The organism is Pseudomonas sp. C9, assembly GCF_002000165.1.
Taxonomy (GTDB): Bacteria; Pseudomonadota; Gammaproteobacteria; order Pseudomonadales; family Pseudomonadaceae; genus Aquipseudomonas.
This window is the reverse complement of sequence record NZ_MPAK01000001.1, coordinates 3,720,054-3,740,897: the sequence shown is the minus strand read 5'-3', so window position 1 is coordinate 3,740,897 and position 20,844 is coordinate 3,720,054. Positions and strand designations below refer to the sequence as shown.

The 20,844-nt window shown below is 54.9% G+C and carries 23 protein-coding genes and 1 tRNA gene; 6 read left to right on the top strand and 18 right to left on the bottom strand.

Going from position 1 to position 20,844, the window contains the following annotated elements; all coding sequences use genetic code 11:
• The 12 genes from rlmN to trmJ form a co-directional block, all read right to left on the bottom strand.
• A complete protein-coding gene (gene rlmN / locus BMS17_RS17495) occupies nucleotides 1–1,143 on the bottom strand; it encodes a 23S rRNA (adenine(2503)-C(2))-methyltransferase RlmN (protein ID WP_007948172.1) in 1,143 nt (380 codons plus the stop codon).
• Between the two features lie 28 nt (nucleotides 1,144–1,171).
• A complete protein-coding gene (gene ndk, locus BMS17_RS17490) occupies nucleotides 1,172–1,597 on the bottom strand; it encodes a nucleoside-diphosphate kinase (RefSeq protein WP_007916882.1) in 426 nt (141 codons plus the stop codon).
• Nucleotides 1,598–1,689: 92 nt separating this feature from the next.
• The gene (gene iscX / locus BMS17_RS17485; protein ID WP_007903597.1) at nucleotides 1,690–1,890 is read right to left on the bottom strand and encodes a Fe-S cluster assembly protein IscX; all 201 of its coding nucleotides are present in this window, start codon (nucleotides 1,888–1,890) and stop codon (nucleotides 1,690–1,692) included.
• 14 nt (nucleotides 1,891–1,904) lie between these two features.
• Nucleotides 1,905–2,246 carry an ISC system 2Fe-2S type ferredoxin gene (fdx, locus tag BMS17_RS17480; RefSeq protein WP_046026625.1) on the bottom strand — a complete coding sequence of 114 codons (342 nt, stop codon included), beginning with the start codon at nucleotides 2,244–2,246 and terminating at the stop codon, nucleotides 1,905–1,907.
• Between the two features lie 2 nt (nucleotides 2,247–2,248).
• The gene (gene hscA / locus BMS17_RS17475) at nucleotides 2,249–4,111 is read right to left on the bottom strand and encodes a Fe-S protein assembly chaperone HscA (protein ID WP_077431310.1); all 1,863 of its coding nucleotides are present in this window, start codon (nucleotides 4,109–4,111) and stop codon (nucleotides 2,249–2,251) included.
• A gap of 51 nt (nucleotides 4,112–4,162) precedes the next feature.
• Entirely contained in the window at nucleotides 4,163–4,684 is a 522-nt protein-coding gene (gene hscB, locus BMS17_RS17470) for a co-chaperone HscB (protein WP_046026627.1), read from the bottom strand.
• A gap of 8 nt (nucleotides 4,685–4,692) precedes the next feature.
• Entirely contained in the window at nucleotides 4,693–5,016 is a 324-nt protein-coding gene (iscA, locus tag BMS17_RS17465) for an iron-sulfur cluster assembly protein IscA (RefSeq protein ID WP_003227904.1), read from the bottom strand.
• A 34-nt stretch (nucleotides 5,017–5,050) separates the two neighbouring features.
• Nucleotides 5,051–5,437, bottom strand: a complete 387-nt coding sequence (iscU, locus tag BMS17_RS17460; RefSeq protein WP_003443374.1) for a Fe-S cluster assembly scaffold IscU — start codon at nucleotides 5,435–5,437, stop codon at nucleotides 5,051–5,053.
• Nucleotides 5,438–5,522: 85 nt separating this feature from the next.
• Nucleotides 5,523–6,737: an IscS subfamily cysteine desulfurase gene (locus BMS17_RS17455; RefSeq protein WP_046026628.1), complete on the bottom strand. Its 1,215-nt coding sequence runs from the start codon at nucleotides 6,735–6,737 to the stop codon at nucleotides 5,523–5,525.
• Nucleotides 6,738–6,787: 50 nt separating this feature from the next.
• Nucleotides 6,788–7,279: a Fe-S cluster assembly transcriptional regulator IscR gene (gene iscR / locus BMS17_RS17450; RefSeq protein WP_007948177.1), complete on the bottom strand. Its 492-nt coding sequence runs from the start codon at nucleotides 7,277–7,279 to the stop codon at nucleotides 6,788–6,790.
• A 263-nt stretch (nucleotides 7,280–7,542) separates the two neighbouring features.
• Complete coding sequence (cysE, locus tag BMS17_RS17445) at nucleotides 7,543–8,319, bottom strand: serine O-acetyltransferase (protein ID WP_046026629.1); 777 nt, start codon at nucleotides 8,317–8,319, stop codon at nucleotides 7,543–7,545.
• Nucleotides 8,320–8,321: 2 nt separating this feature from the next.
• On the bottom strand, nucleotides 8,322–9,092 hold the full coding sequence (gene trmJ / locus BMS17_RS17440) for a tRNA (cytosine(32)/uridine(32)-2'-O)-methyltransferase TrmJ (protein ID WP_046026630.1): 771 nt from the start codon (nucleotides 9,090–9,092) through the stop codon (nucleotides 8,322–8,324).
• Between the two features lie 146 nt (nucleotides 9,093–9,238).
• On the opposite strand from trmJ, the gene suhB reads away from it, so the two are divergent.
• Nucleotides 9,239–10,057, top strand: a complete 819-nt coding sequence (suhB, locus tag BMS17_RS17435) for an inositol-phosphate phosphatase (RefSeq protein WP_046026631.1) — start codon at nucleotides 9,239–9,241, stop codon at nucleotides 10,055–10,057.
• A 250-nt stretch (nucleotides 10,058–10,307) separates the two neighbouring features.
• Here the strand turns inward: suhB and BMS17_RS17430 are convergent, their stop codons facing one another.
• The 6 genes from BMS17_RS17430 to queA all read right to left on the bottom strand — a co-directional run bounded on the left by BMS17_RS17430 (nucleotide 10,308) and on the right by queA (nucleotide 16,393).
• A complete protein-coding gene (locus BMS17_RS17430) occupies nucleotides 10,308–10,856 on the bottom strand; it encodes a glycine zipper 2TM domain-containing protein (protein ID WP_046026633.1) in 549 nt (182 codons plus the stop codon).
• A 121-nt stretch (nucleotides 10,857–10,977) separates the two neighbouring features.
• Entirely contained in the window at nucleotides 10,978–11,892 is a 915-nt protein-coding gene (secF, locus tag BMS17_RS17425; protein WP_046026635.1) for a protein translocase subunit SecF, read from the bottom strand.
• Between the two features lie 9 nt (nucleotides 11,893–11,901).
• A complete protein-coding gene (secD, locus tag BMS17_RS17420; protein ID WP_077431309.1) occupies nucleotides 11,902–13,770 on the bottom strand; it encodes a protein translocase subunit SecD in 1,869 nt (622 codons plus the stop codon).
• Between the two features lie 64 nt (nucleotides 13,771–13,834).
• Nucleotides 13,835–14,170 (bottom strand): preprotein translocase subunit YajC, encoded by a 336-nt coding sequence (gene yajC, locus BMS17_RS17415; protein WP_007982729.1) that lies wholly within the window; start codon nucleotides 14,168–14,170, stop codon nucleotides 13,835–13,837.
• A 43-nt stretch (nucleotides 14,171–14,213) separates the two neighbouring features.
• Nucleotides 14,214–15,329, bottom strand: coding sequence for a tRNA guanosine(34) transglycosylase Tgt (gene tgt, locus BMS17_RS17410; RefSeq protein WP_128870527.1), 1,116 nt, complete (start codon nucleotides 15,327–15,329; stop codon nucleotides 14,214–14,216).
• A gap of 14 nt (nucleotides 15,330–15,343) precedes the next feature.
• A complete protein-coding gene (gene queA, locus BMS17_RS17405) occupies nucleotides 15,344–16,393 on the bottom strand; it encodes a tRNA preQ1(34) S-adenosylmethionine ribosyltransferase-isomerase QueA (RefSeq protein ID WP_077431307.1) in 1,050 nt (349 codons plus the stop codon).
• A gap of 107 nt (nucleotides 16,394–16,500) precedes the next feature.
• Here queA and BMS17_RS17400 point away from each other — a divergent pair.
• The 5 genes from BMS17_RS17400 to BMS17_RS30670 all read left to right on the top strand — a co-directional run bounded on the left by BMS17_RS17400 (nucleotide 16,501) and on the right by BMS17_RS30670 (nucleotide 20,771).
• Nucleotides 16,501–16,585 (top strand) — tRNA-Leu (locus BMS17_RS17400).
• Between the two features lie 149 nt (nucleotides 16,586–16,734).
• Nucleotides 16,735–17,064 carry a hypothetical protein gene (locus BMS17_RS17395; RefSeq protein WP_077431306.1) on the top strand — a complete coding sequence of 110 codons (330 nt, stop codon included), beginning with the start codon at nucleotides 16,735–16,737 and terminating at the stop codon, nucleotides 17,062–17,064.
• A gap of 217 nt (nucleotides 17,065–17,281) precedes the next feature.
• Entirely contained in the window at nucleotides 17,282–18,544 is a 1,263-nt protein-coding gene (locus BMS17_RS17390) for a dsDNA nuclease domain-containing protein (RefSeq protein ID WP_077431305.1), read from the top strand.
• The gene (locus tag BMS17_RS17385; RefSeq protein ID WP_077431304.1) at nucleotides 18,541–19,020 is read left to right on the top strand and encodes a hypothetical protein; all 480 of its coding nucleotides are present in this window, start codon (nucleotides 18,541–18,543) and stop codon (nucleotides 19,018–19,020) included. Before BMS17_RS17390 ends, BMS17_RS17385 begins: the two co-directional genes overlap by 4 nt.
• On the top strand, nucleotides 19,017–20,771 hold the full coding sequence (locus tag BMS17_RS30670; RefSeq protein WP_256577191.1) for a hypothetical protein: 1,755 nt from the start codon (nucleotides 19,017–19,019) through the stop codon (nucleotides 20,769–20,771). The genes BMS17_RS17385 and BMS17_RS30670 overlap by 4 nt, the downstream gene beginning before the upstream one ends.
• The last annotated feature ends 73 nt before the right edge of the window (nucleotides 20,772–20,844 follow it).

Genomic DNA, 20,844 nt, shown 5'->3' with positions numbered 1-20,844 from the left:
TTATTTCGCGGCGTTCTGCGCCATATCGTTTTCTGCGCTCAATTCACGCACGGCGATATAACGCTCGCTGCGACGGGTGCGATCCAGCACCTGCCCTACCAATTGGCCACACGCGGCATCGATGTCTTCACCGCGGGTGGTGCGTACGGTGACATTGAAGCCTGCATGGTGAAGCTGATCCTGAAACCGGCGAATCGCGTTGTTGCTCGGGCGCTCGTAACCGGAATGCGGGAACGGGTTAAACGGAATCAGGTTGATCTTGCACGGGATGTTCTTGAGCAACTCGATCATCTCAACGGCATGTTCAACCTTGTCGTTGATGTCCTTGAGCAAGGTGTACTCAATGGTCAGCACACGTTTTTCGCCCAGGGACGACATGTAGCGCTGGCACGACTCGAGCAGCATCTTAAGCGGATATTTCTTGTTGATCGGCACCAATTGGTTACGCAATGCGTCATTCGGTGCGTGCAGGGACAACGCCAGGGAGACGTCGATGTGCTTGGACAGCTCATCGATCATCGGCACCACGCCGGAGGTCGACAGGGTCACACGGCGCTTGGAAATGCCGTAACCCAGGTCGTCCATCATCAGATGCATGGCTGCAACGACGTTGTCGAAGTTCAGCAGCGGCTCACCCATGCCCATCATCACCACGTTGGTGATGGCACGGTCGGCGGTTGCCGGGATGCTGCCGAACGATTTATTGGCAATCCACACCTGGCCGATGACTTCGGCGGCGGTGAGGTTGCTGTTGAAACCTTGCTTGCCGGTGGAGCAGAAACTGCAATCCAGGGCACAGCCTGCCTGGGACGAAACGCACAAAGTGCCGCGTTTGCCCTGGGGAATGTAGACGGTCTCGACGCAGCTGCCGGACGCCACGCGCACCACCCACTTACGGGTGCCGTCGGTGGAAATGTCCTCGCTGACCACTTCAGGGCCGCGAACTTCGGCAATAGCCTTGAGCTTGTCGCGCAAGGCCTTGCTGACGTTCGTCATGGCGTCGAAATCATCGACGCCAAGGTGGTGAATCCATTTCATTACCTGACCGGCACGGAAACGCTTCTCCCCGATTGAGTCGAAGAATTTTTCCATTTCCTGCTGAGTCAGACCCAGCAGGTTGGTTTTTACAGTCGATGTAGTCATGGATTCACCTTCACTCTTAAGCCAATGCTTAGCGAGTGGTTACTTCAGTAGCTGCGAAGAAGTACGAGATTTCGCGAGCAGCAGCGGCTTCGGAGTCCGAACCGTGCACAGCGTTGGCGTCGATGGAATCAGCGAAGTCAGCGCGGATGGTGCCGGCAGCAGCTTCTTTAGGGTTGGTAGCGCCCATCAGCTCACGGTTCAGAGCGATAGCGTTTTCGCCTTCCAGAACCTGAACAACAACCGGACCGGAGATCATGAAAGCAACCAGGTCGCCGAAGAAACCACGAGCGCTGTGCTCAGCGTAGAAGCCTTCAGCTTCAGCTTTGGACAGTTGCTTCAGTTTCGAAGCTACAACGCGCAGGCCTGCTTTTTCGAAACGAGTGGTGATCTCGCCGATGACGTTTTTTGCAACAGCGTCAGGCTTGATGATGGAGAAAGTACGTTGAACAGCCATGGTGTAACTCCAGAAACGGTAATTTGCGAAAAATTAAACCCGCGAATTATACGCGGGTTCTTTGGTATTGCCTAACTGCGTACGGCGCAGACTCAGTCTGCTTCTTCGATCCAGGCGGCCTGAATGGCTTCAAGCACCTTCTCGCCACCGCGGGTCGGATCATCACTGAACTCCGGCAATGCCAGCACCCATTGGTGCAGATCGACGAAGTTCACATAACGCGGATCCACTTCCGGCCTGGACTCAGCCAGCTGGATCGCGATTTCAAGCACATCAACCCATTTCAGACTCATGTCGCTTCCTTGAATCAGTGCGGCGCTTCAGCCGCATGGTTGAGCGAATATTTCGGAATTTCGACGGTCAGGTCTTCCGTCCCGACTTTGGCCTGACACGCCAGGCGGGACTGAGCTTCCAGCCCCCAAGCCTTATCAAGATAGTCTTCTTCCAGCTCATCAGCCTCTTCCAACGAGTCAAAGCCTTCACGAATCAGGCAATGACAAGTGGTGCAGGCGCAGACGCCGCCACAGGCACTTTCCATCTCGATATGGTGTTCATGAGCCAGTTCGAGGATCGATGTACCGGGCTCAGCCTCAACAACCATGCCTTCCGGGCAGAACTTCTCGTGTGGCAGAAAAATGACCTGCGGCATCGTTATTCCTCAATCTCATTCAGGTTGCGCCCCGCCAGCGCGGCTTTCACCGTCGAGTCCAGGCGGCGGGCAGCAAAGGCGTCGGTCACTTGCGACAGACGCTTGGTCTGCTGCTCGATGGCGTAACCATCGGTACCTTTCATCAGTTCGGTCAGTTCCTGCATCTGCATCTCGATAACCATGCGCTCTTCGGCATCGAGCAGGCGTTCGCCGTCAGCGTCCAAAGCGCCCTGCACCGCTTCGATCAGGCGCTGGGCATCGACCTGCTGCTCACGCAATACGCGGGCGACCTTGTCGTCGTTGGCATGCTGGAACGAATCCTTGAGCATCTTGGCAATTTCGCCGTCGGTCAGGCCGTAGGACGGCTTGACCTGAATGCTGGCCTCCACGCCCGAACCCAACTCACGGGCCGAGACGCTAAGCAGGCCGTCGGCATCGACCTGGAAGGTCACGCGAATCTTCGCCGCGCCGGCCACCATCGCCGGAATGCCGCGCAGCTCAAAGCGCGCCAGGGAGCGGCAGTCGCTGATCAGCTCGCGCTCGCCCTGCAACACGTGGATCGCCATGGCCGACTGGCCATCTTTGTAGGTGGTGAAATCCTGGGCACGCGCGACGGGAATGGTGGTGTTGCGTGGAATCACCTTCTCCATCAGGCCGCCCATGGTTTCCAACCCCAGGGACAACGGAATCACGTCAAGCAGCAACAGCTCATCGCCGTCGCGCTTGTTGCCGGCCAGCGTATCGGCCTGGATCGCGGCACCAATGGCCACCACTTGATCCGGATCGATTTCAGTCAGCGGTTCGCGACCAAACGCTTCAGCGACCGCTTCGCGAACGCGAGGCACGCGCGTCGAGCCACCAACCATGACCACCGCATGCACTTCTTCCAGCTCGACACCGGAATCACGCACCGCGCGGCGGCAGGCTTTCAGGCTGCGAGCGACCATCGGCTCGATCAGCGCATCAAAGGCTTCGCGGGTCAGTTCGGCTTTCCAGCCGCCATGAGCCACTTCGACGGACGAGGCCGTGGTTAGCGCTTCTTTGGCGGCACAGGCCGTTTGCAGCAGATGACGCTGCACACCCGGATCGAGGTCAGCCGACAAACCGGCGCCCTTGATGATCCAGCCCGCGATTGCATGGTCGAAGTCATCGCCACCCAGCGCGCTATCGCCGCCGGTAGCCAGCACTTCGAACACACCACCCGTCAGGCGCAGAATCGAAATATCGAAAGTACCGCCACCCAGGTCGTAAATAGCGACCAGGCCTTCAGCATGCTGGTCCAGACCGTAAGCCACTGCGGCGGCGGTTGGCTCATTGAGTAAACGCAGCACGTTCAGGCCAGCCAGCTTGGCCGCATCCTTGGTGGCTTGACGCTGGGCATCATCGAAATAAGCCGGAACAGTGATCACTGCGCCGACCAGTTCACCGCCCAACGTCGCTTCGGCGCGCTGGCGCAATACCTTCAGGATGTCGGCCGAGACTTCGACCGGGCTTTTCGGCCCCTGAATGGTGTCGATGAACGGCATGTGCGACTCACCGCCGACAAAGCGGTACGGCAATTGATCGCCCAATTGCTTGACGTCGGACAGACCACGACCCATCAAGCGCTTGACCGACAGCACAGTGTTCAAAGGATCGGTAGCGGCGGCGAGCTTGGCGGACTCACCGACTTCAACGCGATCGGCGTGATAGCGCACCGCAGACGGCAGGATGACCTGCCCGTCAGCGTCGGCCAGAGGCTCGGAAAGACCACTGCGCAATGCAGCGACCAGCGAATTGGTAGTGCCCAAGTCGATCCCCACAGCCAGACGACGCTGGTGCGGTTGAGGACTTTGGCCGGGTTCGGCGATCTGCAGTAGGGCCATTGGTATCAGGACTTATCTGTATATCAGGCGTGCGACCGGAGCGGCACTGGGTTAATCGTCGAGGCGCTCTTCTAACTGGCGCACTTCGTAGGTGAGCTTGTCGAGGAACTGCATGCGTCGCATCAGGCGTTCGGCCTGTTCACGTTGCGCCGCATCATTCCAGCAAGCCGCGAAGCTTTGATTCAGTACATCCTGAGCAGTTTTCAGGCGACGCTTGAACGCTGCAACACCGGCCAGATCGGCACTGTCTTGCAGGTCTTCGAGCTCTTCACGCAACTCCATCTGCTGCAGAAGAAACTCCGGATCATGCACCGTGACCTCCAGCGGCAGCTCACCCCCATTCAAGGCGAGCAAGTAACGCGCACGCTTGGGAGGACTTTTGAGCGTCTGGTAGGCCTCGTTGAGGCTCGCGGATTGCTCCAGCGCCAACCGCTGCTCACGCTCGGAAGCATCAGCAAAGCGGTCCGGATGAACACTGCGCGCCAACTCACGGTAGCGCGTAGCCAGCTGATCGAGATCCAGATTGAAACCCGGCTGCAGCTCAAATAAAGCGAAATGACAAGGAGTACCCACGACAAGCCTCAGATATTGAAGCTTTCGCCGCAGCCACATTCACCGCGCACGTTGGGGTTGTTGAACTTGAAGCCTTCGTTCAACCCTTCCTTGACGAAATCGAGCTCGGTGCCGTCCAGGTAGGCCAGGCTTTTCGGGTCGATAATCACTTTTTCACCGTGACTTTCGAACACCTGATCCTCTGCAACCACCTCGTCGACAAACTCCAGCACGTAGGCAAGGCCGGAACAGCCCGTGGTGCGAACACCCAGACGAATCCCTTCACCTTTGCCGCGCCCGTCGAGGGAGCGCCGCACGTGTCGAGCAGCCGCTTCTGTCATGCTGATAGCCATCGGTGACTCCTTACTCGTCGCCAAAACCTGAAAGTCAGATCAAGCCTTTCTTCTGCTTGTAGTCGCGAACGGCCGCTTTGATAGCGTCTTCAGCGAGTACGGAGCAGTGAATTTTCACTGGCGGCAGGGCCAGTTCTTCAGCCAGCTGGGTGTTTTTGATGGTTTCTGCTTCGTCCAGGGTCTTGCCCTTCATCCACTCGGTGGCGAGGGAGCTGGAAGCGATAGCCGAACCGCAGCCGTAGGTCTTGAACTTGGCGTCTTCGATGATGCCTTGCTCGTTAACCTTGATTTGCAGACGCATGACGTCGCCGCACGCCGGAGCGCCGACCATGCCGGTGCCGACATCCGGGTCTTCCGCGTCCATCTTGCCGACGTTGCGCGGGTTTTCGTAGTGGTCGATGACCTTTTCGCTGTAAGCCATGATGCTTAATCCTCACTCATCAGAGAGTCGCTCTTAAAGCCCTGCAAACCTTGGTTTTACAGGGCCGGTTCGCGGCGACTTGAAATCAGTGTGCCGCCCACTCGATTTTCGAAATGTCGACACCGTCTTTGTACATGTCCCACAGCGGCGACAAAGTGCGCAGCTTGGTAACGGCCTCGCAGACTTTCTGCGCGGCGTAATCGATTTCTTCTTCGGTGGTGAAACGGCCGAAGGTGAAGCGAATCGAGCTGTGTGCCAGTTCGTCGTTGCGGCCCAGGGCGCGCAGTACGTACGAAGGCTCCAGCGAAGCGGAGGTGCAAGCCGAGCCGGACGATACCGCCAGATCCTTGAGCGCCATGATCAGCGACTCACCTTCAACGTAGTTGAAGCTCAGGTTCAGGTTGTGCGGTACACGGGCGGTCATGCTGCCGTTGATGTACAGCTCTTCCAGGCCTTCGACCTGCTTGAAGAAGCGGTCGCTCAGGGCTTTGATGCGTACGTTTTCGGCAGCCATGTCTTCTTTGGCCACGCGGAAAGCTTCACCCATGCCGACGATCTGGTGAGTCGCCAGGGTACCGGAACGCATGCCACGTTCGTGACCGCCGCCGTGCATGGTCGCTTCGATGCGAACACGCGGCTTGCGGCTGACGTACAGTGCGCCGATGCCTTTAGGGCCATAGGTTTTGTGGGCCGAGAACGACATCATGTCAACTTTCAGTTTCGACAGGTCGATGTCGACCTTGCCGGTGGACTGAGCGGCGTCGACGTGGAACAGGATGCCCTTGGAACGGGTCAGTTCGCCGATGGCTGCGATGTCGTTGATGGTGCCGATTTCGTTGTTCACGTGCATGACCGAAACCAGGATGGTGTCGTCACGCAGCTCTGCTTCGATCATCTCTGGAGTGACCAGACCGTCGGTGCGCGGCTCGATGTAGGTGACTTCGAAGCCTTCACGCTCCAGTTGGCGCATGGTGTCGAGGACAGCCTTGTGCTCAATCTTGGTGGTGATCAGGTGCTTGCCTTTGGTGGCATAGAAATGCGCCGCACCCTTGATTGCCAGGTTGTCGGATTCGGTGGCACCGGAGGTCCAGACGATTTCACGCGGATCGGCGTTGACCAGGTCTGCGACCTGACGACGGGCGTTTTCGACGGACTCTTCAGCTTTCCAGCCAAACACGTGGGAACGGGACGCCGGGTTACCGAAGTTTCCGTCGACCAGCAGGCATTCACTCATCTTTTGCGCAACACGCGGATCAACCGGGGTGGTCGCAGAGTAATCAAGGTAAATCGGCAATTTCATGGAAAATCTCCTAAATCAGGCTGGCTGGCGTGCCGTTAGCTCTTTGGCTGTCATTCGACGGCGGACGCTTCAATCTTGTCCAGGCGTGGCGCCTTGCTGTTGCAACGGCGCTGGTCCTGACGCTGGGCTATATCTTGTACCTCACGGCGAGTCACAAGGTCAGCCAAGCTGATACCGCTCAGAAATTCGTGAATCTGCAGGCTCAGGTCGCACCACAAGTGGTGAGTCAGGCAGGTATCGCCTGAATGGCAATCGCCTTGGCCCTGGCATTTGGTTGCATCGACCGATTCGTTCACCGCATCGATCACCTGGGCGACCTGGATGCCCTGCATGTCGCGGGACAGCTGGTAGCCGCCACCCGGACCACGGACGCTGGAGACCAGATTGCTGCGGCGCAATTTGGCGAAAAGCTGTTCGAGGTAGGACAGGGAGATGCCTTGGCGCTCGGAGATATCGGCCAGGGACACCGGCCCGTGCTGCGCATGCAACGCCAGATCGAGCATGGCGGTCACGGCGTATCGGCCTTTTGTAGTCAGTCGCATGGACAATTACCACGGAGTTCGGAATGGGGCGAGTATGCAATTCCCGAGTATTTAAGTCAACTATAAGACCTAGTACTTTAGTCAGGTTTACCCGCAAAAGAGCGGCAGCATCATAGCAAAGACTGGCCACAAACAGCCAGTGGTACCGAGTCGACTTCATCGCGGGCAAGCCCGCTCCCACAGGGATTTTCGGCGCTCACACCACCGGTGCTTCACCCGAGACCTTGTGGGAGCGGGCTTGCCCGCGATGAAGTCGACTCGGTTCAGCTGGCCTGACTCTGATCCTTGTCCTTCACACACGCAAAGTCTTCTTCACGCAACTCAGGCAGATCTTTCGCACAATAATTACTGCCCAGATCCTTCAGCGCCCCGCACATGCCTTCCAGACGACCATCGACCGCCTGCAGGTGATCGAGCAGCTGACCAATGGCACGCGCCACCGGGTCAGGCATGTCTTCGCTGAGGCCGTAGGCATCAAAACCAATCTTCTCGGCCATCGCCTTGCGCTTGGCATCTTGCTCGACATCAGACTTGACGATGATTCGCCCCGGAATACCCACCACAGTGGCACCCGGCGGCACTTCCTTGGTCACGACAGCATTGGAACCCACCTTGGCCCCGGCACCGACAGTGAACGGACCTAACACCTTCGCGCCCGCCCCGACTACGACGCCATCACCCAAGGTCGGGTGACGCTTGCCCTTGTTCCAGCTAGTGCCGCCCAGGGTCACGCCCTGATAAATAGTGACGTCATCGCCGATCTCGGCGGTTTCACCAATAACGATGCCCATCCCGTGATCAATAAAGAAGCGACGACCTACCTTGGCGCCCGGATGGATCTCGATCCCGGTCAACCAGCGACCGAAGTTCGATACCAGCCGCGCCAGCCACTTCAGTTCCACGCGCCACAGCATCGCGGACAAACGATGGATCCAGATGGCGTGCATGCCGGGGTAGCACGTCAGAACTTCAAAGGCGTTGCGCGCTGCCGGATCACGATGGAAAACGCTTTGGATATCTTCACGCAAACGCTCGAACATTTTTAATCCTTCCGCTTTAGAAGCTCGCCACGGGCCGCTTTCTGGGTTTCCGTGAGGATGCCACGCAATATATTCATTTCCGCCCGGCTGACCGAGCTACGTCCGTACAACCGGCGCAGGCGCGCCATCAAGTGCCGCGGTTTTTCCGGATCGAGGAATTCGATGGCCACCAGGGTTTGTTCCAGGTGCTCATAGAATCGCTCCAGCTCATCCATGGTCGCCAGCTCACCACTTTTGGTGGACGCGACTTCTTCCTTCTCGACCTTGCTCGGCTGCCCTTGGGCCGCGAGCCAGGACATGCGCACTTCATAGCTCAACACCTGCACCGCCGCCCCCAGGTTCAGCGAACTGAACTCAGGGTCTGAGGGGATATGCACGTGATAATGACATCGCTGCAGCTCTTCATTGGTCAGGCCGGAGTCTTCACGACCGAACACCAAAGCGATCTCGGCACCCTGCCCCGCCTCCTCCACCACTTTCACACCGCATTCGCGGGGGTCGAGCAACGGCCAGGGGATGCGACGATCACGCGCGCTGGTACCGAGCACCAGATTGCAACCGACCAAGGCATCTTCCAAGGTGGCGACGACTTGCGCGTTTTCAAGGATATCCCCGGCACCGGACGCACGAGCGTCGGCTTCGTGATGCGGGAATAACCGGGGTTCGACCAGCACCAGCCGCGACAAGCCCATGTTCTTCATGGCACGCGCAGCCCCGCCGATGTTGCCGGGATGGCTGGTATTGACCAGGACGACACGAATGTTATGCAACACGGGAGGCGTTCTCGAACACAGAAATAGGGAGCCGAATCTTACAGTTCCTACTACCGTTAAGCTATGAAAGCGAACACCAACCTTCACCTGTAGAAAAGTTCTGATAGAATGCCCGGCTTTCTTTAACAACCTTAGGTGACACATCCATGCAGCCCATGCTGAATATCGCGCTGCGCGCCGCCCGCAGCGCCAGTGAATTGATTTTCCGCTCCATCGAGCGCCTGGATACCATCAAGGTCGACGAAAAAGACGCCAAGGATTATGTATCCGAGGTGGATCGCGCCGCCGAACAGAAAATCATCGATGCGCTGCGCAAGGCCTACCCAAACCACTCGATCCTGGGTGAAGAAACCGGCCTGCACGCCGGCAACGGCATCGAAGGCGAAGAATACCTGTGGATCATCGATCCGCTGGACGGCACCACCAACTTCCTGCGCGGCATTCCTCACTTCGCTGTCAGCATCGCCTGCAAATACCGCGGTCGCCTGGAACACGCTGTTGTTCTGGACCCGGTTCGCCAGGAAGAATTCACCGCCAGCCGTGGTCGCGGCGCTCAACTGAACGGTCGCCGCCTGCGCGTCAGCGGCCGCACCAGCCTGGAAGGCGCCCTGCTGGGTACCGGCTTCCCGTTCCGTGACGACCAGATGGACAACCTCGAGAACTACCTGGGCATGTTCCGCGCCCTGGTTGGCCAGACCGCTGGCATCCGCCGCGCTGGTTCGGCGAGCCTGGACCTGGCCTACGTGGCTGCCGGTCGTTTCGACGCGTTCTGGGAGTCAGGCCTGTCTGAGTGGGACATGGCTGCAGGTGCCCTGCTGATTCAAGAAGCTGGCGGCTTGATCAGCGACTTCACCGGCGGTCACGAATTCCTTGAAAAAGGCCACGTCGTTGCCGGTAACACCAAGTGCTTCAAAGCAGTACTGACGGCCATCCAGCCGCACCTGCCAGCCTCGCTGAAGCGCTAAGCTTCCAGCGACAAAAAAGCACCCTTCGGGGTGCTTTTTTTATGCCTGCGATTTGTGCATTCCCCCCACCCCCTGTAGGAGCCGGGCTTGCCCGCGATGGCGGTGTGCCAATCACCATGAATGGTGCAGGTGAAATCGCTATCGCGGGCAAGCCAGGCTCCTACAGGTTTACGGTGTTCCCGCCGTCGTATTCCGGGCACAAAAAAAGCACCCCGAAGGGTGCTTCTTTTCCAATCTGTAACCTGAGTATTCAGCGATTCTCTTCGTTCTGCGACAGGATCAGCTTGCCTTCCTTGTCGACCGGAATCTGGTTACCCGGATCACGATCCATCCGCACCTTGCCTTCCTTGCCATCCAGCGAATACCGAACATCGTAGCCCACAACCTTGTCGCTGATGTCATTCACGGTGTTGCAGCGAGTTTGAGTCGTGGTGTAGGTATCACGCTCCTGCATGCCTTCCTGAACCTTGTTGCCTGCATAACCACCGCCGACAGCGCCTGCGACCGTAGCAATCTTCTTGCCGGTGCCGCCGCCGATCTGGTTACCCAACAGACCACCCGCCAACGCACCCACTACGGTACCGGCGATCTGATGCTGATCTTTGACCGGCGCTTGCCGAGTCACTGCGACATCCTTGCAAACTTCACGTGGCGTCTTGATCTGAGTCTTGACCGGCTCAACGGCGAGTACTTGCGCAAACTCAGGGCCGCTTTTAACCAAGCTGTAGGTGGCAACAGCACCCCCGGCAGTCACACCGACAGCACCCAATACCGCACCAACCAGCATCGACTTGTTCACATGAACCTCCTGACCATCACATGCGGGACAAACCCGCGCTTCTCCCAGCCTTGGAGCACAAAAAAAGGCGCGAGTTCAACTCGCGCCTTTTTGGGCTAACTACCGGGAAATGCGATGGCCGTTATGGACGGTCGTCGACTTCCTTCTCGGTATTGGCCGGTGGAATCAGGTCTTCAGTGCTCAGGTTCAGCCAGATCAGCACCACGTTCGCGATGTAGATCGACGAGTAAGTACCCGCCAGAACACCGACGAACAGCGCAATGGAGAAGCCGAACAGGTTGTCACCGCCGAAGAACAGCAGAGCCGCAATCGCCAGCAACGTGGAGATCGAAGTCGCCATGGTCCGCAGCAGGGTTTGCGTGGTCGAGATGTTGATGTTCTCGATCAGACTGGCCTTGCGCAGTACCCGGAAGTTCTCACGAACCCGGTCGAATACCACGATGGTGTCGTTGAGCGAGTAACCGATGATCGCCAGTACCGCCGCCAGCACCGTCAGATCGAAGGTGATCTGGAAGAACGACAGGATACCGATGGTCACGATCACGTCGTGGATCAACGAAACAATCGCACCGACCGCAAACTTCCACTGAAAGCGGAACGCCAGGTAGATCAGGATGCCGCCCAGCGCCATCAGCATGCCGAGGCCGCCCTGGTCGCGCAGCTCTTCACCCACCTGCGGGCCGACGAACTCGACGCGTTTGACCGTCGCCGGGTTGTCGCCGCCGACTTTCAGCAGCGCTTCTGCCACCTGGTGACCCAGTTGCGGATCTTCACCCGGCATACGCACCAGCAAGTCGGTAGTTGCACCGAAGCTTTGCACGATGGCTTCGTGATAACCCGATGTCACCAGTTGCTCACGCACCTTGGTGACGTCAGCTGGACGCTCGTAGGTCAGCTCAATGAGCGTACCGCCGGTGAAGTCCAGGCCCCAGTTCATGCCCTTATGGAAGACACTGAAAATGGCCAGCGCCGTAAGGAACAATGTGACGCCGAACGCAAAGTTGCGAACGCCCATGAAGTTGATTGTACGTAACATGGCAGCCCCTTAAATCCACAACTTCTTGAAGTCACGACCGCCGAAGATCAGGTTGACCATCGCGCGGGTCACCATGATGGCCGTGAACATCGAGGTAAAGATCCCGAGGGACATGGTCACTGCGAAGCCTTTGACCGGGCCCGTGCCCATCGCAAAGAGAATCCCGCCGACCAACAAGGTTGTCAGGTTGGCGTCGAGAATCGCGGTGAATGCCCGGCCGAAGCCTTCGTTGATTGCCCGTTGTACGGTCATGCCCGCCGCGATCTCTTCACGGATCCGCGAGAAGATCAGTACGTTGGCGTCGACCGCCATACCCATGGTCAATACGATACCGGCGATACCCGGCAGGGTCAGCGTTGCACCCAGCAGCGACATCAAGGCCAGCAGCAGCACCATGTTCACCGCCAGAGCGACGGTGGCGATGAGGCCAAAGAAGCGGTAGATGACCATGATGAACAGCGAGACAAACAGCATGCCCCACAGCGATGCATCAATACCTTTGGTGATGTTGTCGGCACCCAGGCTTGGACCAATGGTGCGCTCTTCAGCGAAGTACATCGGTGCAGCCAGACCACCGGCACGCAGCAGCAGCGCCAGCTCGGAAGATTCGCCCTGGCCGTTCAGGCCAGTGATGCGGAACTGAGCACCCAGCGGCGACTGGATGGTCGCCAGGCTGATGATCTTCTTCTCTTCCTTGAACGTCTGGACTGGCACGTCTTTCTCGACGCCGTTAACCATTTGCTTGACGTAAGTGGTCACCGGACGCTGTTCGATGAAGATCACCGCCATGCTGCGACCGACGTTGCTGCGAGTCGCACGACTCATCAGCTCGCCACCGTGACCATCCAGACGGATGTTCACTTCTGGCGTGCCGTGCTCGCCGAAGCCAGCCTTGGCGTCAGTCACCTGGTCACCGGTGATGATCAGGCCACGCTCGATCTGTGCCGGCGGACGCTTGCCTTCACGGAACTCGAAGGTTTCGGAGGTAGCTTTCGAAGCACCCGGCTCAGCAGCCAGACGGAACTCAAGGTTGGCCGTCTTGCCGAGGATACGCTTGGCTTCTGCGGTGTCCTGGACGCCCGGCAGCTCAACCACGATGCGGTTGGCGCCCTGACGCTGAACGATCGGTTCGGCAACACCCAGCTCGTTGACGCGGTTACGTACCGTGGTCAAGTTCTGCTTGATGGAGTATTCACGGATTTCCGCCAGCTTGGCCGGGGTCATCGCCAGACGCAGCACCGGTTGACCATTGAGGTCGGCCGGAACAATGTCGAAATCGTTGAAGTTCTTGCGGACCAGCGCACGGGCCTCTTCGCGGGTTGCTTCATCAGTGAAGCCCAGCTGAATGGCACCGTTGAGTTGCGGCAGGCTGCGATAGCGCAGTTTTTCTTTACGCAACAGGCTCTTGACGTCGCCTTCGTACACTTTCAAACGTGCGTCGATTGCTTTGTCCATGTCCACTTCCAGCAGGAAGTGCACACCACCGGACAAGTCCAGACCCAGCTTCATCGGGTGCGCGCCCAGGCTGCGCAACCATTGCGGCGTGGTTTGTGCCAGGTTCAGTGCAACGACGTAGTCATCACCCAACGCCTTGCGCACGACGTCTTTGGCAGGCAACTGATCTTCAGCCTTGGTCAGGCGAATCAGACCACCCTTGCCGTTCGCAGCCAGGGTTGCAGCCTTGACGTTGATCCCGGATTCCTTGAGCGCAGTGCTCACACGATCCAGATCAGCCTGATTGACGAGCAGCGCAGTACTTGCACCGCTGACCTGAATGGCCGGGTCATCAGGATATAGATTGGGAGCGGAATAAATCAGACCGACCGCCAGCACCGCCAGGATCAGAATGTATTTCCACAGAGGGTATTTGTTCAGCATCACGCCGCCCGTTTATGACGCGGGGCGCCTTGCGCGCCCCGTCGATTGAATATGAAGTTGAAACTTAGATCGCTTTCAGCGTGCCTTTTGGCAGCGTCGCGGCAATGGCGCCTTTCTGGAACTTCATTTCGACAGTGTCGGAAACTTCCAGAACAACGAAATCGTCTGCCACTTTAGTGATCTTGCCGGCGATACCACCGGTGGTCACAACTTCGTCGCCTTTCTGCAGGCTGCTCAGCAGGTTCTTCTGTTCTTTGGCGCGCTTGGCCTGTGGACGCCAGATCATCAGGTAGAAGATGACCAGGAAACCGACCAGGAAAATCCACTCAAAGCCGCCGCCCATTGGGCCTGCCGCAGGTGCAGCAGCGTCAGCCATGGCATTAGAGATAAAAAAGCTCATTTAGCACTCCAGTTGCAAATGTTGAATCTTGGGGTCAGAAAACTCAGTCCAAAGGCGGAACAGGTAACCCGCGTTTGGCGTAGAAGGCATCGACAAAGGCGGCCAATGTACCCTGTTGAATAGCCTCGCGCAAACCAGCCATAAGCACTTGATAATGACGCAAGTTATGGATGGTATTGAGCATGCTCCCCAGCATTTCGCCGCACTTGTCCAGGTGATGCAGATAAGCACGGGAGAAGTTCTGGCAGGTATAGCAATCGCAGGTCGGATCGAGCGGCGAATCATCATGGCGATGGAACGCGTTACGGATCTTCAGCACGCCGGTATCAATGAACAGATGCCCATTGCGGGCATTACGGGTTGGCATCACGCAATCGAACATGTCCACACCGCGGCGCACACCCTCAACCAGATCTTCCGGTTTGCCAACGCCCATAAGGTAACGAGGTTTGTCAGCCGGCATCTGGCCCGGCAGGTAATCCAGCACCTTGATCATTTCGTGCTTGGGCTCGCCCACCGACAGACCGCCAATGGCCAGGCCATCAAAGCCGATCTGGTCGAGGCCTTCCAGGGAGCGCATGCGCAGGTCCTGGTGCATGCCGCCCTGAACGATACCGAACAGCGCCGCTGTATTGTCGCCATGCGCTTCTTTCGAGCGCTTGGCCCAACGCAACGACAGCTCCATCGACACGCGAGCGACGTCTTCGTCAGCCGGGTACGGGGTGCATTCGTCGAAAATCATCACGATGTCCGAGCCCAGGTCACGCTGGACCTGCATCGATTCTTCCGGCCCCATGAACACTTTTGCGCCATCCACCGGGGAGGCGAAGGTCACGCCCTCCTCCTTGATCTTGCGCATGGCGCCCAGGCTGAACACCTGGAAACCACCGGAGTCGGTCAGAATCGGGCCTTTCCACTGCATGAAATCGTGCAGGTCGCCGTGCTTCTTGATCACTTCGGTGCCAGGACGCAGCCACAAGTGGAAGGTGTTGCCCAGAATGATTTCCGCGCCAGTGGCGGTGATATCCCGCGGCAACATGCCCTTGACGGTGCCGTAGGTGCCCACCGGCATGAACGCCGGGGTTTCTACGGTGCCGCGTGGAAAGGTCAAACGACCGCGACGAGCCTTGCCGTCAGTAGCAAGCAACTCAAACGACATACGACTTTGGCGACTCATTCTTTGTCCTCAGGGCCACGTGGTGCGGGATTACGGGTGATAAACATCGCATCACCGTAGCTGAAAAAGCGGTATCCATGCTCGACGGCCGCTTTATAAGCAGCCATGGCTTCGGGATAACCGGCGAACGCCGAAACCAGCATCAACAGCGTGGATTCAGGCAAATGGAAGTTGGTGACCAGGGCATCGACCACATGAAACGGTCGGCCCGGGTAGATGAAAATGTCGGTGTCGCCACTGAACGGCTTGAGCACGCCATCGCGCGCAGCACTTTCCAGCGAACGCACGCTGGTGGTCCCCACCGCCACCACGCGACCACCGCGAGCGCGGCAAGCGGCAACCGCATCCACCACGTCCTGGCCGACTTCCAGCCATTCGCTGTGCATGTGGTGGTCTTCGATCTTCTCGACGCGTACTGGCTGGAACGTACCGGCACCGACGTGCAGCGTCACGAACGCGGTCTCGATGCCCTTGGCGGCAATCGCCTCCATCAGCGGCTGATCGAAATGCAGCCCCGCCGTCGGCGCCGCCACGGCACCCAAACGCTCGGCGTACACGGTCTGATAACGCTCGCGGTCCGAGCCTTCGTCCGGGCGGTCTATATAAGGTGGCAGCGGCATGTGCCCGACGCGGTCGAGCAGCGGCAACACTTCTTCGGCAAACCCCAACTCGAACAACGCATCGTGACGCGCCAGCATCTCGGCCTCGCCACCGCCATCAATCAGGATCTTGGAACCCGGTTTCGGCGACTTGCTGGAACGCACATGGGCCAGCACGCGATGACTGTCGAGCACCCGCTCGACCAGGATTTCCAGCTTGCCGCCGGAAGCCTTCTGGCCAAACAGCCGCGCCGGAATCACCCGGGTATTGTTGAACACCATCAAATCGCCCGGGCGCAAATGCTCGAGCAAATCGGTGAATTGACGGTGTGCCAGGGCGCCGCTGACCCCATCAAGGGTCAACAGGCGACTGTTGCGACGCTCGGCCAAAGGGTGGCGGGCGATCAGCGAATCTGGGAGTTCGAAAGTAAAGTCAGCAACGCGCATGATGGGGTTCGTCTAGCAGGGGCCGGAAGTCTAGCCGAAATAGTGAAAATTCTCTATGTACCTGATTGACCGACGGTAATCTCATCTCTATACTTCGCCGCCATTGAGCCCTGATGGCGGAATTGGTAGACGCGGCGGATTCAAAATCCGTTTTCGAAAGGAGTGGGAGTTCGAGTCTCCCTCGGGGCACCAAAATTAAGAAAGGTCTTGCTTAGCAAGGCCTTTTTTTTCGTCTGCCAAAAAGTGCCTGACACAACGCCGACCTGTAGGAGCCGGCTTGCTGGCGATGCTTTGATTTCTCGCCTCCTCGACCGGTACGACCCTTCTCAAGGATTCACCCCATGGAACTGCTGCTGGAAACTGTTGCTCTGTTCTGCCTCAAGCTTGCTTATGAGACGGAGGATTCGAGTCCGATTCTTCGGGATGATTTGGTGATGAGTGAGTATGAGCGGGAGGTTTTTGGGTTGTTGGTAAGGCGGGGGGATGTTGAGGGGATTCGGACGAAAGTGAGTGAATGCCTAAGATTAGCGCTAAACGCTGTTGGTGGTGTTGATACAGTCCTGGGCCGTGAACTGCATAGGTTGGCGGCTGAATTTGCACATAGTCAGACGATCGAGCAGCTTGATGCGCCGCTCATCTCGCTCAAGGAGTATCTGAAAGAAATTCAATGAATGAAGACCGGCGGCTTATAAAGCGGGAACGCCGGATAGACGGCCGACGCTGATCCAAACGCCTTATCCAGCATAAATCCGCTTCCATCTCCCCTTCCTCCTCTCTACTTGTGCTACCACCTCTTAAAATAGCTGTCTACATGCCACCATTACAGCTATGCTTTTTTTCGTGATTGGATGATGCTCTAAGCGAAAAAAGGAAGGGCACTAATGAAATGTGCAGACCTGCGATACAAAAATAATAGAAATCACCACACTTAGGAAGCTCACCACATCCAAAGCGCTGGAGCAACGCAGCACACATGGAGGTATTGATAAATTGACAATTACAGAAATAAAACCGAGAGAGGTAGTAGGGCGAGAAACAACGCGTAGATTTTATGCACAATTCAAAGCTGCCGCTCTAGAAAGCCTACAACTTTTAGACCATTCAAATATAGATCGCATCTACTGTGATTTTCATGACGATTACGTAGTACGCTATATCACACCCTCAGGTTCCAGCTACCGCTTTGTGCAGGTAAAAACTAACGGCAAAGCTAATGAGCGATGGTCACCATTAGAAATATTTGGAATAAAGAAGAGATTAAGAAAAGATACTACTCACGATTTAAAAACAAGCTTTGCCGGCCGCCTATTTCTGCATATAGAAAATTTTGGCCCTACGTGCAACTGCGTTCAGCTCTCCACCAACATAAACTTCGATGACGACGTTCTAGACATCGAAAACGATTTAAGAAATGGCTCATTCAAAGGCAAGCTTACTAAAACTCTTATCACCGAAATAAAAAATAACTTCCCAAAGCTCGCACATCAATCTGATAGCTCGATTCTCAAAGCATTTTCTTCATTTAAACTTAGCCCAAGAGAAAATATTCTTGATGACGAACGTGAAGCCTTCATAACACAAGCTTCAACAAAAATATACAAATACAGCGAAATTCACTTAACGCCTCCCGAAGTCTCCAAAATAGTAGACACCTTAGTCGACCTTGTTCGTAACAAATCCTCAAGCGTAATTCTAGAAGGAATGACCGAACTGGAGCTTGAAAAAGTTTCCGCAATAGCCTTAGAAGACATATTGGGCCTACTGAGCATTTCCAAAACAGCGTTCGAAATCCTGAGAGCCGGAGGTGACAATAACGCGATAAAAAGCGCATCAATACTTCAAAGAACATTAACAAAATCAAATTTCTCAATCGACACAGTAAATCAGTTCGCACAATACAAAAGTGACTGGGACACTTGGTTTAGAGTTTCGAGACACAACATACCGAACTTACAACTCACAGTCTACCTCCAACAAGCTAACGAAGTTGCCAGGAAACTGGCAAATGCCAACCTGAGCATACTGGATCTATACAGCGAAGTTAACAAACTTTTGACCTTTGCCGTCTCCACTCCCGGAATGCAAACCATTGGAGAGGGGCAAATATTGGGAGGAGTTCTCGCTGAACTAGTGAGAGGAGAAGGAATATGAACTTACGTGAGGTATTAGAAAAAGCCAGTAGCGAGTCTTTATATATTCAAGCGGAAAATATACCTGTCGCCCGCAGAGACGCTTTTCAGAACGAATCTCTGTTTCATCTCCCCCTCATTGCAATGGCCATTCTCATGCTTGCCAAAGGCCGGACAAAGCCGAAAGCAGAAGAAATAGGTCAACTGATAGGCGAATGTTTTGAACAAGCATTAGCTGGCTTTAAGGGCTCATCTCAAGGCCTTGGGTGGTCAGCCAACTTGCGCATAAGAACGGTAAAGGCGCTGACATTTCTTGAAGTATCAGGCTTTATAAAAAAAGATTTATCTACAGGAAAGTTAGAAGCTACCGAGTCTGGAAAAAAACTCATAGACAAAGTAATAAATAGCGACACGCCACTCACACTGAGCTTACTAAAAATAAAAAGAGCATACAGAAATATCTGCAAAGAGCGAAACATTGAGCTGGAGTTACAATGAAGCTAACATCATTAGAAATCAAGCCGAAAAACAGTTCTGGCTGGGGATCTCCAAAATTATTTTTTGGAGAGGAGATCACCCAACTACATGCAAATAATGGTAGTGGTAAAACCCCACTCATCCAGTCAATTGTCTTCTGCCTTGGTTACCCGATTGAGTTTCGGGAAGACATTGTAAGACACTGTCTTTCCGCGAATCTCACTTTAATTATCGGCGGAGACAACTTCACATTTATCCGACGTTATGAATCGAAATTTGACATATCAGTAATAAAAAACGACTCCCAGCTTAATCGATTCTACAGCGAGTCCGACTTCTCCAAATTTCTACTCCCCTTGCTAGGTTATTCACAAGAACGGTTAATCACTAATAGCAACACTCCAACACACCCCTACACTTCAACTATTCTCCCGATATTTTATCTTGATCAAGATAGAGGCTATTCCGAATATTACTTCCCACCTTCAAGTTCTTTCATAAAAAACCAATTTTCCGAAATGGTTAGAGTCGCGGCCGGCTTCGCTCCACTACAGTCATATGATAGAAAAGAAAAAACCATCGAAATCAAGGAGCGGGTGAAATACCTTGACCAATCAGTGGTGGAAAGCAGAAGACAGCTAAGTAGACTGCGAGACGACTTGGTAGCCCCTAACAAAAGTATCTCTGACATAGAACACGAAGTTGAAAATTTAAAAAACAATCTCAACGAATTAAAAAACACAAAAGACATAAAATCAGAAGCATTAAACAGCTTCGACCTATTAATTTATAACTTGAAATCACAACACAGAGAAGCTTGCTCACAGGAGCGAGAACTAAAGTCAAAAATAAGTAGTTCCACCTCTATAAAATCAGAGATCGAATCGGAGATTGAAACACTTAACTTAAACGAGGAGTCGCTGAGTGCTTTTACAACTTTATCTGAAATTTGCTCATCACCCAATTGCGGCATGTTTTTTGCGAGCTCAGAATCTTATGGAAAAAGCTTACTTTATTTGAGAGATCAGATTAAAGACCTGGCAATTTCGACGGCGACCAACCAGAGACGCCTTGATATCGTCAGTGCTGAAAAGTCCATTCTCGAACAGTCCATTCAGGCGCTATCTAATGAGCGAGGAGAGGCCGTAGCGAAAGAAGGAGTTGACTTGTTCATTAAAGCAATCAGCAACATCTCTTCAAAGATTTTTGATCTAGAATTAGAAAAAAGCAAACATTTAAGATTGGATGAGCAAGAAAAAAACCACCTAAATCTGAAGCTCGATAGAGATCGAAACGTATCGTTGGAAGAATCTTTTTTAGTCACCAGAGATCCTTCTATAGAGATATTAAATTTTAGATTGAACCTTTCAAAAGAAATGATTAGATGGCTGGACATCTTGCGCGCAGTCACAATCTCTCGAGATATAAAAATCGATTCTGACTTCAAACCTATTCTAGGCATTGAAAAACTAAATGTATTCAAAGGCAGCTCTAAAGTTCGCGCAGTGCTAGCTTACCACGCAGCGCTATTTTCTATACTCACTGCGAATATCAACAACGGGTTCAGAGTTTTAATCTTTGACACTCCGCGCCAACAAGAACTGCACAATGAAGACTTAGACGATTACATGAAAGAACTAAAGCAACTAGCAGCCAAACACAATGTTCAAATAATTTTCTCCACTACCAGCTATCACTACAAGCTTTCAAAAGGTGATACGGAGTGGATACCTACCTTTACTAATTTCCATCAACCAATGTATTTAGGTTAGCAAAGTAATACGCACATACAACGGGAACAAAGCGGACAGATTTATTTCTCTTGAAACCGAAAAAAATCCGCCC

Coding starts and splice junctions, on each gene's coding strand:
- cysE (WP_046026629.1), bottom strand. CDS start 8,319: ATGTTCGAGCGTTTGCGTGAAGATATCCAAAGCGTTTTCCATCGTGAT.
- queA (WP_077431307.1), bottom strand. CDS start 16,393: ATGCGCGTTGCTGACTTTACTTTCGAACTCCCAGATTCGCTGATCGCC.
- fdx (WP_046026625.1), bottom strand. CDS start 2,246: ATGCCGCAGGTCATTTTTCTGCCACACGAGAAGTTCTGCCCGGAAGGC.
- rlmN (WP_007948172.1), bottom strand. CDS start 1,143: ATGACTACATCGACTGTAAAAACCAACCTGCTGGGTCTGACTCAGCAG.
- iscX (WP_007903597.1), bottom strand. CDS start 1,890: ATGAGTCTGAAATGGGTTGATGTGCTTGAAATCGCGATCCAGCTGGCT.
- BMS17_RS30670 (WP_256577191.1), top strand. CDS start 19,017: ATGAAGCTAACATCATTAGAAATCAAGCCGAAAAACAGTTCTGGCTGG.
- yajC (WP_007982729.1), bottom strand. CDS start 14,170: ATGAGCTTTTTTATCTCTAATGCCATGGCTGACGCTGCTGCACCTGCG.
- suhB (WP_046026631.1), top strand. CDS start 9,239: ATGCAGCCCATGCTGAATATCGCGCTGCGCGCCGCCCGCAGCGCCAGT.
- BMS17_RS17385 (WP_077431304.1), top strand. CDS start 18,541: ATGAACTTACGTGAGGTATTAGAAAAAGCCAGTAGCGAGTCTTTATAT.
- iscU (WP_003443374.1), bottom strand. CDS start 5,437: ATGGCTTACAGCGAAAAGGTCATCGACCACTACGAAAACCCGCGCAAC.
- secD (WP_077431309.1), bottom strand. CDS start 13,770: ATGCTGAACAAATACCCTCTGTGGAAATACATTCTGATCCTGGCGGTG.
- BMS17_RS17455 (WP_046026628.1), bottom strand. CDS start 6,737: ATGAAATTGCCGATTTACCTTGATTACTCTGCGACCACCCCGGTTGAT.
- tgt (WP_128870527.1), bottom strand. CDS start 15,329: ATGTCGTTTGAGTTGCTTGCTACTGACGGCAAGGCTCGTCGCGGTCGT.
- BMS17_RS17395 (WP_077431306.1), top strand. CDS start 16,735: ATGGAACTGCTGCTGGAAACTGTTGCTCTGTTCTGCCTCAAGCTTGCT.
- iscR (WP_007948177.1), bottom strand. CDS start 7,279: ATGCGACTGACTACAAAAGGCCGATACGCCGTGACCGCCATGCTCGAT.
- secF (WP_046026635.1), bottom strand. CDS start 11,892: ATGTTACGTACAATCAACTTCATGGGCGTTCGCAACTTTGCGTTCGGC.
- iscA (WP_003227904.1), bottom strand. CDS start 5,016: ATGGCTATCAGCATGACAGAAGCGGCTGCTCGACACGTGCGGCGCTCC.
- ndk (WP_007916882.1), bottom strand. CDS start 1,597: ATGGCTGTTCAACGTACTTTCTCCATCATCAAGCCTGACGCTGTTGCA.
- hscA (WP_077431310.1), bottom strand. CDS start 4,111: ATGGCCCTACTGCAGATCGCCGAACCCGGCCAAAGTCCTCAACCGCAC.